This is a genomic window from Variovorax sp. OK605 (genome assembly GCF_900115445.1).
In the GTDB taxonomy this organism is placed as follows: domain Bacteria; phylum Pseudomonadota; class Gammaproteobacteria; order Burkholderiales; family Burkholderiaceae_C; genus Variovorax.
Map to the genome: position 1 here is coordinate 398401 of NZ_FOWL01000007.1, position 14234 is coordinate 412634.

16 protein-coding genes are annotated in these 14234 nt (G+C 69.4%); 10 read left to right on the plus strand and 6 right to left on the minus strand.

Annotation, left to right across the window (positions count from 1 at the left end):
• Window positions 1–33 precede the first annotated feature (33 nt).
• The gene (locus tag BM013_RS20535; RefSeq protein WP_093129482.1) at window positions 34–747 is read left to right on the plus strand and encodes a GNAT family N-acetyltransferase; all 714 of its coding nucleotides are present in this window, start codon (window positions 34–36) and stop codon (window positions 745–747) included.
• A gap of 16 nt (window positions 748–763) precedes the next feature.
• On the opposite strand, the gene BM013_RS20540 is transcribed toward BM013_RS20535, so the two are convergent.
• The gene (locus BM013_RS20540; RefSeq protein WP_093129483.1) at window positions 764–1681 is read right to left on the minus strand and encodes a LysR family transcriptional regulator; all 918 of its coding nucleotides are present in this window, start codon (window positions 1679–1681) and stop codon (window positions 764–766) included.
• A 134-nt stretch (window positions 1682–1815) separates the two neighbouring features.
• Here BM013_RS20540 and BM013_RS20545 point away from each other — a divergent pair, with 134 nt between their 5' ends.
• Window positions 1816–3369: a M20/M25/M40 family metallo-hydrolase gene (locus BM013_RS20545; protein WP_093129484.1), complete on the plus strand. Its 1554-nt coding sequence runs from the start codon at window positions 1816–1818 to the stop codon at window positions 3367–3369.
• A gap of 49 nt (window positions 3370–3418) precedes the next feature.
• On the opposite strand, the gene BM013_RS20550 is transcribed toward BM013_RS20545, so the two are convergent.
• Complete coding sequence (locus tag BM013_RS20550) at window positions 3419–4270, minus strand: symmetrical bis(5'-nucleosyl)-tetraphosphatase (RefSeq protein ID WP_093129485.1); 852 nt, start codon at window positions 4268–4270, stop codon at window positions 3419–3421.
• Window positions 4271–4293: 23 nt separating this feature from the next.
• Here BM013_RS20550 and BM013_RS20555 point away from each other — a divergent pair, with 23 nt between their 5' ends.
• From BM013_RS20555 to BM013_RS20580, 6 genes are read left to right on the plus strand one after another with little or no spacing between them, the layout of a single operon-like run.
• Entirely contained in the window at window positions 4294–5607 is a 1314-nt protein-coding gene (locus tag BM013_RS20555; protein WP_093129486.1) for a hemolysin family protein, read from the plus strand.
• An 11-nt stretch (window positions 5608–5618) separates the two neighbouring features.
• On the plus strand, window positions 5619–6596 hold the full coding sequence (locus tag BM013_RS20560) for a lipopolysaccharide kinase InaA family protein (protein ID WP_093129487.1): 978 nt from the start codon (window positions 5619–5621) through the stop codon (window positions 6594–6596).
• A 27-nt stretch (window positions 6597–6623) separates the two neighbouring features.
• Window positions 6624–7604, plus strand: coding sequence for a hypothetical protein (locus BM013_RS20565; protein ID WP_093129488.1), 981 nt, complete (start codon window positions 6624–6626; stop codon window positions 7602–7604).
• A gap of 7 nt (window positions 7605–7611) precedes the next feature.
• The gene (locus tag BM013_RS20570; RefSeq protein ID WP_256221577.1) at window positions 7612–8958 is read left to right on the plus strand and encodes an adenylosuccinate synthetase; all 1347 of its coding nucleotides are present in this window, start codon (window positions 7612–7614) and stop codon (window positions 8956–8958) included.
• An 8-nt stretch (window positions 8959–8966) separates the two neighbouring features.
• Complete coding sequence (locus tag BM013_RS20575; RefSeq protein WP_177225520.1) at window positions 8967–9389, plus strand: hypothetical protein; 423 nt, start codon at window positions 8967–8969, stop codon at window positions 9387–9389.
• A 22-nt stretch (window positions 9390–9411) separates the two neighbouring features.
• On the plus strand, window positions 9412–9786 hold the full coding sequence (locus BM013_RS20580; RefSeq protein WP_093129490.1) for an iron chaperone: 375 nt from the start codon (window positions 9412–9414) through the stop codon (window positions 9784–9786).
• A 12-nt stretch (window positions 9787–9798) separates the two neighbouring features.
• Here BM013_RS20580 and BM013_RS20585 read toward each other — a convergent pair whose 3' ends face one another.
• Complete coding sequence (locus BM013_RS20585; RefSeq protein ID WP_093129491.1) at window positions 9799–10248, minus strand: DUF1801 domain-containing protein; 450 nt, start codon at window positions 10246–10248, stop codon at window positions 9799–9801.
• A 177-nt stretch (window positions 10249–10425) separates the two neighbouring features.
• On the opposite strand from BM013_RS20585, the gene BM013_RS20590 reads away from it, so the two are divergent.
• Both BM013_RS20590 and BM013_RS20595 read left to right on the plus strand, forming a co-directional pair.
• Window positions 10426–11673, plus strand: coding sequence for a GGDEF domain-containing protein (locus BM013_RS20590; protein WP_177225521.1), 1248 nt, complete (start codon window positions 10426–10428; stop codon window positions 11671–11673).
• A gap of 72 nt (window positions 11674–11745) precedes the next feature.
• Window positions 11746–12402: a restriction endonuclease gene (locus tag BM013_RS20595; protein ID WP_093129493.1), complete on the plus strand. Its 657-nt coding sequence runs from the start codon at window positions 11746–11748 to the stop codon at window positions 12400–12402.
• Between the two features lie 42 nt (window positions 12403–12444).
• Here BM013_RS20595 and BM013_RS20600 read toward each other — a convergent pair whose 3' ends face one another.
• The 3 genes from BM013_RS20600 to BM013_RS20610 all read right to left on the minus strand — a co-directional run bounded on the left by BM013_RS20600 (window position 12445) and on the right by BM013_RS20610 (window position 14188).
• Window positions 12445–13641 (minus strand): amylo-alpha-1,6-glucosidase, encoded by a 1197-nt coding sequence (locus BM013_RS20600; RefSeq protein WP_093129494.1) that lies wholly within the window; start codon window positions 13639–13641, stop codon window positions 12445–12447.
• A 106-nt stretch (window positions 13642–13747) separates the two neighbouring features.
• Complete coding sequence (locus BM013_RS20605; protein WP_371280494.1) at window positions 13748–13846, minus strand: zinc-binding dehydrogenase; 99 nt, start codon at window positions 13844–13846, stop codon at window positions 13748–13750.
• A gap of 123 nt (window positions 13847–13969) precedes the next feature.
• On the minus strand, window positions 13970–14188 hold the full coding sequence (locus BM013_RS20610; RefSeq protein ID WP_177225522.1) for a helix-turn-helix domain-containing protein: 219 nt from the start codon (window positions 14186–14188) through the stop codon (window positions 13970–13972).
• Window positions 14189–14234: the final 46 nt, after the last annotated feature.

The following is a 14234-nucleotide window of genomic DNA, read 5'->3' on the forward strand; positions in this document are numbered from 1 at the left end:
CTTGCCGTTCCAGCCTTTGCAAAAAAGACCTCCATGACACTCCGCCTCAATGAATTCGGCCAGTCCATCGGCCCCGACGTTCCCGGTTGGACGCCCCGCGTCCTGCCGCCGCGCAGGGCCGTCGAGGGCCACTTCTGCACGCTCGAGCCGCTCGACGCGGCGCGGCATGCCGACGACCTGCACGCCGCCTATGCGCAGGCCCCCGACGGGCGCGACTGGACCTACCTGGGCACCGAGCGGCCCGCCGACCTCGACGGCACCCGTGCGCATGCCGAGCGCGCCGCGCGCAGCGCCGATCCGATGCACTTCGCGGTCATCGACAGGTCCAGCGGCCGCGCCGTCGGCACGCTCGCGCTGATGCGCATCGACCCGACGCACGGCGTGATCGAGGTCGGCAGCGTCAACTTCTCGCCGTTGCTCAAGCAGACGCCGATGTCCACCGAGGCGCAGTACCTGTTGATGAAGTTCGCCTTCGACGAACTGGGCTACCGCCGCTATGAGTGGAAGTGCGACAACTTCAACGAACCGTCGAAGCAGGCGGCGCGGCGGCTGGGCTTCCAGTACGAAGGCCTGTTCAGGCAGGCGGTGGTCTACAAGGGGCGCACCCGCGACACGGCGTGGTTCTCGATCGTTGCGGCCGAATGGCCCGCGCTGCGCACCGCCTTCGAGCGCTGGCTGTCGCCCGCGAACTTCGACGCGCAGGGCCGCCAGCGCATGGCGCTCGACAAGTTCCGGCTGCCGTCCTGAGACCGAAGCGGCGTCGCTACTGCGCAGCAGGCGCGGGCAGCGCCTCGCACAGGAAGTCGAGAAAGGCCCGCACCACCTCGGGCAGGGTGCGCCCGGCCAGCGTCTGCAGCTCGACCGAGCGCTCGCGCATGCCGCGCTCGCGGATCTCCGCGGCATGCAGCTCGCCGCGCCGCACCCGTTCGCGCACCGAGATCTCGCCCGCAATCGCGAGGCCGCCACCGAGCAGCACGAAGTTGGCCAGCGCCTCGAACCGGTTGCTCACCAGCACCGGCTCGAACACCAGGCCGCGGTTGCTGCAGGCCACGTCGAACAGCTGGCGCACCGTGGTGTCGGGGCCCGACAGGCCGATGGGAAACGGCAGCATCTGCGCCAGCGTCACGCTGCGCAACTTCGCCAGCGCATGGTCGGGCCGCATCACCGCGAACACCGAGGCGCGCTGCCGGTGCGCCACGCGCACGCCCTGCACCGCGGCGCGGCTGTAGGTCAGGCCGATGTCGGCATCGCCGAGCAGCACGGCGTTGGTGACGTCCGTGGGGTCGCAGGCCTGCAGGTCGAACTGGATGCCCGGGTGCAGCGTGCGGAACGCGACGATGGCCTGCGGCAGGAACTCGTTCGCGAAGCCCGACGAGCAGGCGATGCGCACGTGCCCGCGCCGCAACCCCTGCAGCCCCTGGATGTCCGACACCACGCGCTCGGCCTCCAGCGCACCGCGCCGGGCGTGCGCGGCCAGCAGTTCCCCGGCCGCGCTGGGCACCATGCCGCGCGGCCGGCGCTCGAACAGCGGCACGCCCAGCAGCTCCTCGAGCATGGCCACCTGCCGGCTGATGGCCGAGGCGCTGACGTTCAGGCGCGCGGCGGCTTCGGTGAGCGAGCCGCTGCGGACGACTTCGAGAAAGTAGCGCAGCGAGGTTTCCTGCAGGCGATGCGATGACATGGCGATGGGTTCGGGCGTTGGGCTATGGACTGCGTTGCAAAAAACGCAAAGATATCCGGAAAAATCAGCAATTGTTCAAAAGCACGGGTTTGCCTAGACTGCCACGGAACTGTCATAAACCGGACTTCCATCCCATGCCCTTCCAGCCTCGAACCCCGCGCCGCCTGCTCGCACTGCTCCCCGTTGCCCTGCTCGCCGCCGTAGGCGCCGGAGTTGCTGGCGCGGCCGAACTCTCCACGGCCGATGCCGAACGGCACGCGCAGGGCAGCTTCCGCGAGTACTTCGAGCTGCTGTCCCTGCCCAACGACGCCATCTCTCCGGAGGACATCCGCAAGAACGTCGAGTGGCTGGAGCAGGCCTTCCGCAAGCGCGGCTTCACCACGCAGCAACTGCCCAACGACGGCAAGCCCATGCTCTACGCCGAGTACCCGGGCAGCGACCCGGCGCGCAAGACGGTGCTGTTCTACATGCACCTCGACGGCCAGCCCGTGATTCCGGCGCAATGGGCGCAGAAGAGCCCGTGGACGCCCGTGCTCAAGCGCAAGGCGGCCGATGGCAGCTGGGAGGAGATCGATTCGGCGCCGCTCTTCAGCGGCCCGCTCGACCCCGAATGGCGCGTGTTCGGCCGTGCGTCGGCCGACGACAAGGGCCCGATCATGATGATGCTCGCCGCCATCGACGCACTGAAGGCCGGGGGCGCCCAGCCGGCGGTGAACGTGAAGGTGATCCTCGACAGCGAGGAAGAAAAAGGCTCGCCGTCGATCAGCAAGGTGATGCAGGCGCACCGCGACCTGCTGCGCACCGACGCCATCGTGATCCACGACGGCCCCATGCACGCCACCAACCGGCCCACCCTGGTGTTCGGCAACCGCGGCGCGGCCGAGGCCCGGCTCACGGTCTACGGCGCCAAGGTGCCGCTGCACAGCGGGCACTACGGCAACTACGCGCCCAACCCGGCGCAGCGCCTGGCCAGCCTGCTGGCCTCCATGAAGAACGACCAGGGCCGCGTGACCGTGCCCGGCTACTACGACCACGTGAAGATCGCCGAGGCCGACCGCAAGATCATGGCCGCCGTGCCCGACGACGAGGCCGCGCTCAAGCGCCGCCTGGGCATCTCGCAGACCGACAAGGTCGGCGCCAACTACCAGGAGGCGATGCAGTACCCCTCGCTGAACGTGCGCGGCATGGCCGCGGCGGCGGTGGGCGACAAGGTGGCCAACATCGTGCCCGACAAGGCCGTGGCCGAGCTCGACCTGCGCACCACCCCCGACTCCAACGCCGCCTGGCTCGGCCAGCAGATCCAGAAGCACATCGAGCGCCAGGGCTACCACCTGGTGAAGGGCGAGCCGACCGACGAAGACCGCAGCCGCTACGACAAGATCGCCAGCTTCTCCTACCAGAGCGAGGGCGGCGACGCGGCGGGCTCGCAGATCAACTCGCCCGTGGGGCAGTGGGCCTACAAGGCGCTGACCGGCACCTTCGGCACTCAGCCCGAGCCGGTGCGCATCCGCATGATGGGCGGCACGGTGCCCACGGCCGAGATCGTGCGCGTGCTGCCGGTGCCCTTCGCGATCATTCCGCTGGTGAACGCCGACAACAATCAGCACGCGGCCAACGAGAACCTGCGCATGGGCAACTACGTGAGCGGCGTGCGCACCGTGTACGGGCTGATGACGCAGCCGTTCTGACGACGGCCTTTACCGTCGAGCGCCGGTGCACCGGTGCAAGCCGCCTTTTTCAGGCGGGCTTGCCCGGCTTTTGCGATTGTTCGCACGCGACCTGGATCAGCTCGCGCTCGTCCAGCGTCGCGCCGATGCGCACCGCGCTCAGGCAGCCGCCCCACACGCAGCCGGTGTCGGTCGAGAGCAGGTCGGGCCGCGAGAGCCAGCCCAGCGTCGACCAGTGGCCGAAGGCGATCGTGGCCTTGGCCGTCTTGCGCCCCGGCACGTCGAACCAGGGCATGTAGCCCTCGGGGGCGGTGGCGGCGCTGTCCTTGGCCTCGAACTCCATCACGCCGTCGGCGCTGCAGAAGCGCAGCCGCGTCAGCGCGTTGACGATGGCCCGCAGGCGGGCGCTGCCCGTCAGCGTGTCCTGCCACTGCGCGGGCTCGTTGCCGTACATCGACATCAGGAACTCGCCCAGCGCCGGGCCGCGCAGCACCGACTCGACCTCGGACGCCAGCACCAGCGTGTCGCTCACCGTCCATTGCGGCAGCACGCCCGCGTGCACCATCAGCAGGTCGCCGGTGCCGATGCGCATGTGCAGCGCCATGTGCTGCTGGCGCACCCAGTCGAGCAGCGTTTCGCTGTCGGGCGCGGCCAGCAGTTCGGCCAGCGTGTCCTTGCGTCCGGCCTTGCGCGCGCCGTGCGCCACGCCCAGCAGGTGCAGGTCGTGGTTGCCCAAAAGGCTCAGCGCCGAGGCGCCGTAGCCCTGCACGCGGCGCAGCACGGCGAGCGAATCGGGGCCCCGGTTCACCAGGTCGCCGAGCAGCACGATGGTGTCGCGGCTGGGAGAGAAATCGATCTTCTGCAGCAGCCGGCCAAGGGGGGCGTCGCAGCCTTGCAGGTCGCCAATCAAGTAAAGTGACATTCCCTCATTCTCTCCCTCAGTTCATGGATGTCTTCCTCCTGGCCTTGCTGACCACGCTCAACGCGGTGTTCGCAATGTCCGAAATGGCCCTTTCCACCAGCCGGCGCGCACGTCTCGCGGCCTTGGCCGAAACGGGAGACACCGGCGCGGTGGCCGCGCTGAAGCTGATGGAGTCGCCCACGCAATTCCTCTCGACGGTGCAGATCGGCATCACCTCCATCGGCATGCTGAGCGGCATCGTCGGCGAGGCCGCCTTCGCCGCGCCGCTGGCGGTGTGGATGGAGTCGGTGGGCATGGGCGCCGGCACCGCCAGCATCGTCTCGACCGCCTGCGTGGTCACCTGCATCACCTTCTTCACCATCATCTTCGGCGAGCTGGTGCCCAAGCGCATCGGCCAGCTCTACCCCGAGCCGGTGGCGCGCTGGGTGTCGCGCCCCATGCGCGCGCTGGCCAAGGGCGCCAAGCCCTTCGTGTGGCTGCTGGCGGGCGCCACGGCCACCATGCTGAAGCTGCTGCGCATCGACGCCAACGCGGCGCGCCATGTCACGGAAGAAGAAATCTCGGCCAGCCTGGAAGAAGGCGTGGACGCCGGCGTCATCGAGCATCACGAGCACCAGATGGTGCGCAATGTGTTTCACCTTGATGACAGGCGCCTGTCGTCGCTGATGATTCCGCGCGCCGACATCGAATGGCTCGACGCCTCGTTCACCGTGCCGCAGGCGCTGCAGAAGGTGGCCGACGCGGCCGCGCTCAACCTGGTTCATTCCTGGTACCCGGTGTGCCGCAACTCGCTCGACGACGTGGTCGGCGTGGTCAGCGTGGCGCAGCTGCTGCGCCTGGGTTCGGCGCATGCCGGCGTGCTGGGCCAGGAGGCGACGCCCGCCGTGTTCGTGCCCGAGACGCTCACCGGCATGGAGCTGCTCGAGCAGTTCCGCGAGCGCGCCGGCCGCCTGGTGTTCGTGGTCGACGAATACGGCGTGGTGCAGGGCCTCATGACCCCGCGCGACCTGCTCGAAGCCATCACCGGCGAGCTGCAGCCCGGCATGCAGACCGACGCCTGGGCCCGCGAGCGGCCCGACGGCGTGTGGGAGCTCGACGGGCTCATGCCCGTGTCGGAGCTGCGCGCGCGCCTGGGCATCCGCGAGCTGCCCGATGAAGAGCGCGGCCGCTACAACACCGTGGCCGGCCTGCTGATGTCGGTGTCCGGCCACCTGCCCGAGGTGGGCGAGCAGATCGACTGCGCCGGCTGGTGCTTCGAGATCGTCGCGCTGGAAGGCCGGCGCATCGACCGCGTGCTGGCTTCGCCCGATCCGGCGGCGCTGCTGAAGAGCGACTAGGGCGCGGGCTGATGCTGTCGCTGCTCGCACTCAGCTGCCCCCAATGCTCCGCGCCGCTGCCGCGCGCCGCGCGCTGGCGCACCGTCAACTGCAGCTACTGCGGCGCCACCATCGTGCGCGGCACCGAAACCGTCGAGCGCGAGAGCTTTCGCGCCGCGCTGCGCCGGGCCAATGCCGACGTGCCGGGCGGGCGCATGCTGACCTGGCGCGGTGCGCGCTACCGCGTGCTGGCACCGCTGGCCACGGGCGAGCACAGCGACGTCATGCTGGCCGAACGGCTGGGCGCGCTGCCTGAACGCGTCACGCTGAAACTGGCGCGGGACTCGGCCGCCAACAGCGTGCTGCTGCGCGAGGCCGCCGTGTTGCAGGCCCTGCAAGCGCTGTCGATTTCGGGCGCGGCCTACTTCACGCGCCGGCTGCCGCAGCCGCTGGGCACCGGCGTGGCCGAAGGCCTGGGCGACGGCGCCCGCCAGGCGCTGGTGCTGCGCCACCCGACCGGCTTCTGGGGCAGCCTGCAGGACGTGCAGCAGGCCAACGCCCAAGGAATCGACCCGCGCCACGCCGTGTGGCTATGGCGCCGCATGCTCGAGGTGCTGGCCTTCGTGCACGGTGCCGGCTGGACGCACCGCGACCTGTCGCCCGCGCATGCGCTCGTGCACCCGCGCGACCACGGCGTGCTGCTCATCGGCTGGTCGCGCGCGCAGCATGCCACCGGCTCCGCGCACGCCGCCGCCGTGGCACGCGACCTGATGCAGGCCGCCTGGACCGTGCGCGCCGTGTTGCACGGTGCTTCTGCCGGCGAGCCCGGCGTTGGCGCGCACACCCCCGCGGCGCTCGCGGCCTTGCTGCGCCAGTGCAGCGAAGAGGCCGCCGCCTGCGAGCGCCTGGGCGCGCAGGGCATCGAGCAGGCGCTGTCCGCCGCGTCGCGCGAAGCCTTCGGGCCATCGAAGTTCGTTCACTTCGACCCCGCGCCGCGCGCCGGCGCCTGAACACAACAGTCATCAAGGAGGAAATTCATGGGCTACGGAAACTACTCGCATGCCGCTCACACGGCGCTGATTGCCGACCGCGCCGCCAAGCCGGGCGCCGAGGTCTTCACGCAACGTTCCACGCACCCGCTGATGAACCCGCACGGGCTCAAGGTGCGCGAGTCGCGCGACAACACCGACCATCCGAACGCGCTGGGCATCGTCTTCGCGCTCGACGTCACGGGTTCGATGGGCGACATTCCGCAGACCCTGGCGCGCCGCGAACTGCCCAACTTCATGAAGCTGCTGACCGACTGCGGCGTGCCGGACCCGCAGCTCATGTTCATGGCCATCGGCGACGCCAACTCCGACGGCGCGCCGCTGCAGGTCGGCCAGTTCGAGTCGACCGCCAACCTCATGGACCAGTGGCTCACCTGGAGCTACCTCGAGGGCGGCGGCGGCGGCTCCGGCGAAGAGAGCTACGAACTGGCTTTCTACGTGATGGCGCAGCACACCGACATGGACTGCTGGGTCAAGCGCAAGAAGCGCGGCTACCTGTTCGTCACCGGCGACGAGCTGCCGTACCCCGCCGTCTCGCGCCACCAGATCGAAGGCCTCATCGGCGAGAAGCTCGACGAGGACATTCCGATCGAAGAGGTCATCGCCGCCGCGGCCGAAACGACCAACCTGTTCTTCCTGATTCCCGACGCCCAGCGCCGCCGCCGTTGCGAAGGCCGCTGGCGCGAGCTGCTGGGCGATCACGTCATCTGCATGGACTCGCCCGACGACGCCTGCGCCGTGGCCGCCGGCATCGTCGCCCTCACCGAGAAGGCCGTGCCCAGCCTCGAGGCGCTGGCCGGCGTGATGAGCGGCACCGGCATGGCCAAGGAGCGCGTGGGCGGCGTGCTGCACGCGCTGGACGGCTATGCCGCGCTGCTCGACCCGAGCGCATCGCGCCGCGCGCCGCCGGCGGTGGCCACCGTGGCCGCGAACCCGCGCTCGTCGTGGTGGAAGCGCCTGTTCGGCTGATGGCCGGGTGAGCACCACGGCCGCTGCCACGCGGTATGTCTCGCTGCTGGGCCTGGGCTTCGGTGACTGCGGCAAGGGGCTCTTCACCGATCACCTGTGCGGCGCGCTGCAGGCCCACACCGTGGTGCGCTTCAACGGCGGCGCGCAGGCCGGGCACAACGTGGTGCTGCCCGGCGGGCGGCACCACACCTTCTCGCAATTCGGCGCCGGCAGTTTTCATGCGGGCGTGGGCACCGTGCTCGCGAGCCCGGTGGTGGTGCACCCCACGGCCTTGCTTGTCGAAGAGACGGCGTTGCGCCGCGCGGGTGTCGAAGACGCTTTCTCGCGCCTGCGGGTCGACGCGCGCTGCCGCGTGACCACGCCGTTCCATCAGGCCGCGGGCCGGCTGCGCGAATGGGCGCGCGGGCAGGGGGCGCACGGCAGCTGCGGCGTGGGTGTGGGCGAGACCGTGCGGCACGCGATCGCCGCGCCCGATGAGGCCTTGCACTACGGTGACTTGCCGTACCCCGCGCGCGCGTTCGAAAAACTCGAAGCTTCGCGCACCGCATTGCTGCGCGAGTTCGCGGGCACGACGCCCATGCATGCGGATGCCGCGCAGGAACTGGCGGTGCTGCGCGACGACACGCTGCCCGCTCGCTGGCTCGCGGCGGTCGCGCCGTGCCTGGCGCAGTCGCCACCCGCGAGCGCGGACCGCATCGCCGAGCGCCTGAGCCAAGCCGGCACCGTGGTGTTCGAAGGCGCGCAGGGCGTGCTGCTCGACGAGTGGCGCGGCTTTCATCCGCACACCACGTGGAGCACGATTTCGACTGCGGCAGTCCAGGCCGTGCTGCGCGACGTGGGCATCGGCGCGCGCGTGCAGCACCTGGGCGTGCTGCGCAGCTACCTCACGCGACACGGTTCTGGCCCCTTGCCCACGCACGACCGCGCACTCGACGCGCGCCTGCCCGAGCCGCACAACGCAGACGAAGGCTGGCAGGGCGTGTTCCGGCGCGGGCATCCCGATGCGGTGCTGCTGCGCTATGCGCTCGATGCGGTCGGCGCGCTCGACGGGCTGGTCGCGAGCCATCTCGATGCTGTCGAAGGCGTGGGCATGCGCTGGTGCGCGGGCTACCGCGCCGCCGATGGTTCGCGCATGACCTCGCTGCCCCTGAGCCCGACGCCTGACCTTGCGCACCAGCACACGCTGACCCAACAGCTCCACGGCGCGCAGCCGCTGTACGAGCCCGGCACCCTCGCCACGCCGCAGGAGTGGACCGAGCGCGTCGAAGCGCTGAGCGGCCTCGCCGTGCGCTACGGCGCCTTCGGCCCGACCCGCGACACGGTGCGCGCGCTGCAGCCCTTCGAGCGCTCCTGAAAGACCTCGTGCCCAACATCCCCTTGATCATCGGCGCCGCGCTCAGCGCCGTCGCGGCGCTGCTGCACCTCTGCATCATCTTCGGCGGCCCCGCGTGGTACCGCTTCTTCGGCGCCGGTGAACGCATGGCCTCGGGCGCTGCGGCCGGGCACCTGTACCCGCCGATCGTCACGCTGCTGATTGCCTGCGTGCTGGGCGTGTGGGCAGCCTATGCGCTGTCGGGCGCCGGCGTGCTGCAACCGCTGCCGCTGCTGGCGTGGGTGCTGCCCGCCATCACGGCCGTGTACCTGCTGCGCGGGCTCGTGGCGTTGGCGCTCTTCGTGTTCGAGCGTCGCCGGCTCACCGCCTTCTGGGTGTGGAGTTCGGTGATCTGCCTGGGGTTCGGCGCGGTGCATCTGGTGGGGCTGGTCCAGGTCTGGCCCCATCTCTGAACCTGCCCAGGAGGTGAACGAGATGGCCAGCCAGCGCCCCGCAACGATCGCCGACTACATCGATGCGGCCCCGCCCGCGGGCCAGCCGCACTTGCGCCGGCTGTACGCGCTCCTGAAGAGCGTCGCACCCGAGGCCGAAGAGGCCATCAAGTGGGGAACCCCGTTCTTCATCGAGCCGCGGTTCCTGTTCGCCTTCTCCGCGCACAAGGCGCATCTGAACTTCACGCCGACCGAAGGCGGGCTGGACCCGTTCCGCAAGGCGCTGGAGAAGCACAAGACCACCAAGGGCATGCTCCAGGTTCCCTACAGCGCGCCCTTGCCGGAAGCGCTGATCCGCCAGATCGCCGAGCAGCGCGTGCAGGCCGTGCGCGCGCGTGAAGACGACGCCTTCTGGTAGCTCTCGCGGCCCTCAGGCTTTCGCTTTCGGCTTCGCTGTCTTAGAGGCCTTCGGGGCCTTCGCCTTGCTCGCGCTGTTGTGCGCGATCGCCTCGCGGATCAATGCCTTGAAGACCGTCGCGTCGACTTCTTCGCCCTCATGGATGTCGATCGCGCGGCGCATGTTGCCGTCCAGGCTCGCGTTGAAGAGCTTGCCCGGGTCTGCCAGCGAGGCGCCCTTGGCGAAGGTGAGCTTCACGGCGCTCTTGTACGACTCGCCGGTGCAGACGATCCCGTCGTGCGACCAGACCGGCGTGCCCATCCACTTCCATTCCTCGACCACGTCGGGGTCTGCTTCCTTGATGAGCTTGCGCATCCTGGCCAGCACCGGGCCGCGCCAGTCGCCGAGCGTGGCGATTTTTTCAGTGATGAGTTCCGACGCCGGCTGAGCGGCGCTCGAATCTGTCGCGTCTGTTTTTTTCATGGGGTCGATCCTTGAGGTTCCGGAGGATGGTCATGCAGGACTTCGGGGCGATGTTAAGGCGCACGCCGACCGGGTCGCAAGACGAGCCGAACGAGGGCGCCGCAACAGGCGCCGCCGCAAAAGCGCCCGAAGGGCGTGCCTAGAATGCGGCTCCTTTCGCCTCCCTCGACACCGCCCATGCAACTCGACGTCCCTTCGCTCATGCTGCCGCTGGGCCTGGGCTATCTGTTGTTCGCATGGCAACTGGTGCTCGTGCGCCGTCGCCTGGTGGACGACCGCGCGCTGGCGCTCTGGACCAAGGGTTGCGTGTTCCTCCTGGCGGGCATGTCGGCCCTGTTGTCGCGGTTGTTCCTGCCTGAATGGCTGGCCGTCCTGGTGGGCAATCCGCTGGTGCTGTGCGGCATGCTGTATTTCAACCAGGCGGTCTACCTGTTCGTGGGCAAGGGGCCGGTGCCTGCGTGGTTGACGGGGCTGGTGGTCGCCGGCGTCCTGGCCACGCCGGTGTTGCTGGCCTGGCCCATGAGCACCCGTTCGATGATCTTCTCGGCGGTGCTGATGCTGATGGCTGGCTTGCCGGCGCTGCATGTATTTCGCCATGCCTGGCATGCGGAAAGCACCATGCGCGCCGTGGCATTGACCATGCTGATGCTGAGCCTCGCGCATGCGCTGCGCGCGGTGCAGGCCGGCCTGGTGCCCGACCAGTACACGACCTTTTTCCAGTCCAGCCTGGGGCAGGGCATCGTCGTGCTGCTGGCCTTTCTGGCGCTGCTGGGCAGTGGCGTGGGCTTCGTGATGGCCAGCCTGGAGCGCACGGCGAAGAGCATGGAGTTCCTGGCCAGCCACGACGCACTGACGGGCTGCCTGAACCGGCGCAGCTTCGACCCGCTGTGCGATCACGAGGTGGCGCGCAGCCAGCGCGGCGCGCAGCCGCTGGCGCTGCTGCTGCTCGACCTGGACCACTTCAAGCGCGTCAACGACCTGCACGGCCACCGTTGCGGCGACCTGGTGCTGCAGGCGTTCTCAAAGCGCGTGCAGGCGCGGCTGCGGTCGGCCGATGTGTTCGCCCGGCTCGGCGGCGAGGAGTTCGCGGTGCTGCTGCCGAACACCGACCTGGCCGGTGCGCTCAACGTGGCCCATCATCTTTGCCACGAGGTGGCCGCCAACCCGGTGCAGTTGCCGGACGACAAGGTCTTCGCGCTGACCGTGTCCCTCGGCCTGGCCATGTTCGCGCCGGGCGGGCGTGATGCAACGCCCCTCAAGCAACGCCATCGCGCCTCGGCGGCGCCCGTGCTCTCGCCCGAGCTGCTCTACATGCGCGCGGACCAGGCGCTCTACGAGGCGAAGCGGGAGGGGCGCAATCGGGTGGTGGTGTGGCGGGAAGAACAGGAGGCAACCGCCCCCGAAGGCGTTGCCGTGCTCGCCTGAGATGGGCCGCCATGCGCCGGACCTTCGCACTTCAGCCACATCGCGTTACATTCGTGTCCCAGGAGGCACGACATGGCTGGGTTTTGGCGGAGGAGCGCGGCTGAGCCGCAGAGCGAAGAGCCTGCGAAGACAAAGGCAATCGAGGGTGGCGATGCAAGGCCGCAGCCCCAGGCAGGGTGGTCGCCCCAGGTTTTCGACGACATCGAATGGCGCCGCTTCGAGGCACTTTGCGAGGCGCTGTTCGCACAGGCGGGCGTGCGCACCGAGAGCCAGTCGCACGGGGCGGACGGCGGCATCGACATCTGGCTCTACTCGGCCAACAGCCCGAAGCCGATGATCGTCCAGTGCAAGCATTGGCGCAGCAAGCCCGTCGGCGTGCAGCAGATGCGCGAGTTCTTCGGCGTCCTCAAGTCGCACGATCTTCAGTACGGCACATTCGCCACGAGCTCGACGTTCACGTCCGACGCGGCGACATTTGCAAAGAGCAACGGCATCAACGCACAGGACCGCCACGGCCTGCTGCAACTGATCTCCAGGCGAACGCCCGAGCAGCAGGCCTCGCTTCTTGCGGTGGCATACGAGGGTGACTACTGGCGTCCGACCTGTGTCAAGTGCGGCGTGAAGATGGTCGAGCGAACGCCGAAAGACGGCGGCACGCCGTTCTGGGGTTGCAGCAACTTTGGCAAGCTGCGGTGCATGAACAAGATGCAGATGGCGGGCAAGCGCTGAGCGTGCGAGGGAACAGAGGCGAAGGCAGCGTGGCCTCGCGTCTCACCAGGCCACCCCATCCCCCTCCAGCGCCCGCCGCGCCAGCAGGAACGTCGCCGCGTTCCAGCTCTGCCCGGCCATCCCCATCGGCGCCAGCGTGCGCCCGTGGAACCACTCCGTGAACCGCCAGTCGTCCTGTGCATTCGACTGGGCGAGTTGCACCAGCTCCGGCCATGCCTGCGCATGCAGGCCGAGCTTCGCCAGCGCCATCACCCAGAACCCGCCGACAAAGGGCCAGATGCCGCCATTGTGGTACTGGTGCACGATGTTCTGCTGGTGCCGTCCCATGTACGCGCGCCACAGCGGATGCTGCTGCGACAGCGGGTGCAGCACCACGCGCACCGGGTAGGGCTCGCACGCGCGCGCTTCGTTCACGGTCTGCACGATGCGGTGCGCCATGGCCGGGTCGGCCAGGCCGCTCTGTATGGCCAGCACGTTGCCGAACACGTCGCCCTCGTCGCCCACCACCGCGAGGTTGACGAAGCTCAGGTACAGCCCCGGGTCGCGCCGGCCGCGCCGCGCATAGTGCCGCAGCAGGCGCGCGCGGTGGTACTCCGGCAGGTCGCGCTGGAAGGGGTTGAACAGGTGGTTGAAGTGGTGTTGCGTGTCTTCGGCATGGTCGAGCGCGAAGCGGCGCTTCACGTCGAACCACAGCGCGTTGGTGTACAGCACGTAGCCCGAGCGCGGCATGATGTCGGCCCAGTCGCTGGCCTCGTTCTGCTGCAGCAGGCGGAAGTGCTGGTGCTCCTGCGCATGCAGCCATTGAATGGCGCGCGCGACTTCTTCATGCCAGTGCGCGGCGCCGACCTTGCCGTGGCGGCGCACATGGTCGACCGCAATCAGCCACCACAGCGTGGCGTCGATGCAACCGAGGTACCAGAAGTCGGCGTCCTGGCCTTCGGGGTCGACGTACTTCGGGATCTGGCCGTTGGCCGCCTGCTGCGCCGCGAGCGCGTCGAGGCTGGCCACGGCGCCTTGCTCCAGCGCGGGCACGCCGCTGCCGCACATGGCCATCACGCAGATGGCGGCGTCGCGCCCGAAGATGCGGGTGTAGCGCCGCGCCACGGCCGCCTCGGTGCGGCTGGCCGCAAGGATGCCGTGCGGCGTGAGGTTGCTTTCGAGCAGTTCGAGCGAGGCCCGCGTGCAGGTGTCGATCAGTGCGAGGGCGGGGGCGTCAAGTGGAGCGTCAAGGTTCTTCATGGGTCGTCTATCGTCGCGCCGGAAATGCCATGGGGGGATTTTCCCTTCGGCACATCAGGTATCAGATTGTCAGACCGACCACCGGACCGACCACCAGCCTGACGCTTTACACGGTAAGCACCACCTTGCCCGCGTGGCCCGCGCGCTCCAGGTACCGGTGCGCCTGCACCACATCGTCGAACGCGAAGGTGCGGTCGATGCGCACCTGCAGCGCGCCGAGAGCCCGACCTGGCCGTTGCAGATGGCCTGGCGCGCGGTGGCGGACAAGGACCCGGCGCGGAGCTGGTTGCGCAAGGCGATGCTGCGCGCGTTCGACGACTGAGCCTGTTCAGCGCGCGCGGTGTGCCTGCGGCGCCATGCCATGCAGCCGCGAGAACGCGCGCCGCATCGCGTCCACCGAGCCGAAGCTGTTGCGGCTCGCCACGTTGTCCTGGGTCCATTGCGTCCACTGTGTCTGCTTCAGCAGCTGCGCGGCGGCGGCCACGCGGGTCTGCTCGACGAAGCGCGCGGGCGTGCTGCCGCTCTCCGTCACCGGACCGTTTTTCACGCAGATGCGATCGCGCTGAACGCTCGCTTGCCACGCGACGCACGCG